Raw genomic sequence first — 469 nt, 5'->3', positions numbered from 1 at the left:
TTCCATTCAGGAATACATTGAGAACTTTACAAACAATCTTCTAAAAGATTGTTTTGTCAGCTTTCCAAATTGTTAAAGAGCAGATTTTCTGATGAAAACCATGTTTAAGAACACTTAAGCAAATGTGCTTAAAGATGGTGGGCGATACCGGGTTCGAACCAGTGACCCCCTGCTTGTAAGGCAGGTGCTCTCCCAACTGAGCTAATCGCCCATTATTCAAGAATGGTGGAGCTAAGCAGGATCGAACTGCTGACCTCCTGCGTGCAAGGCAGGCGCTCTCCCAGCTGAGCTATAGCCCCAGTCTTGAGTTTTAATTCCTAATGGTAGGAATGGTGGGTCGTGCAGGATTCGAACCTGCGACCAATTGATTAAAAGTCAACTGCTCTACCAACTGAGCTAACGACCCGTGGTATCCCGTAGGGGAGTCGAACCCCTGTTACCGCCGTGAAAGGGCGGTGTCCTAGGCCTC

Annotated in this window: 3 tRNA genes; all 3 read right to left on the bottom strand. The window is 47.8% G+C overall.

The window, feature by feature from the left end:
• Positions 1 to 135: 135 nt before the first annotated feature.
• The 3 genes from JIG40_RS12800 to JIG40_RS12790 all read right to left on the bottom strand — a co-directional run bounded on the left by JIG40_RS12800 (position 136) and on the right by JIG40_RS12790 (position 406).
• Positions 136 to 211 (bottom strand) — tRNA-Val (locus tag JIG40_RS12800).
• Between the two features lie 12 nt (positions 212 to 223).
• Positions 224 to 299 (bottom strand) — tRNA-Ala (locus JIG40_RS12795).
• A 31-nt stretch (positions 300 to 330) separates the two neighbouring features.
• Positions 331 to 406: transfer RNA gene (locus JIG40_RS12790), tRNA-Lys, on the bottom strand.
• Positions 407 to 469: the final 63 nt, after the last annotated feature.

The sequence above is a fragment of the Vibrio sp. bablab_jr001 genome, assembly GCF_016464285.1.
Taxonomy (GTDB): Bacteria; Pseudomonadota; Gammaproteobacteria; order Enterobacterales; family Vibrionaceae; genus Vibrio; species Vibrio fluvialis.
The sequence above is the reverse complement of the archived record's forward strand: the minus strand, read 5'-3'. Positions and strand labels throughout refer to the sequence as shown.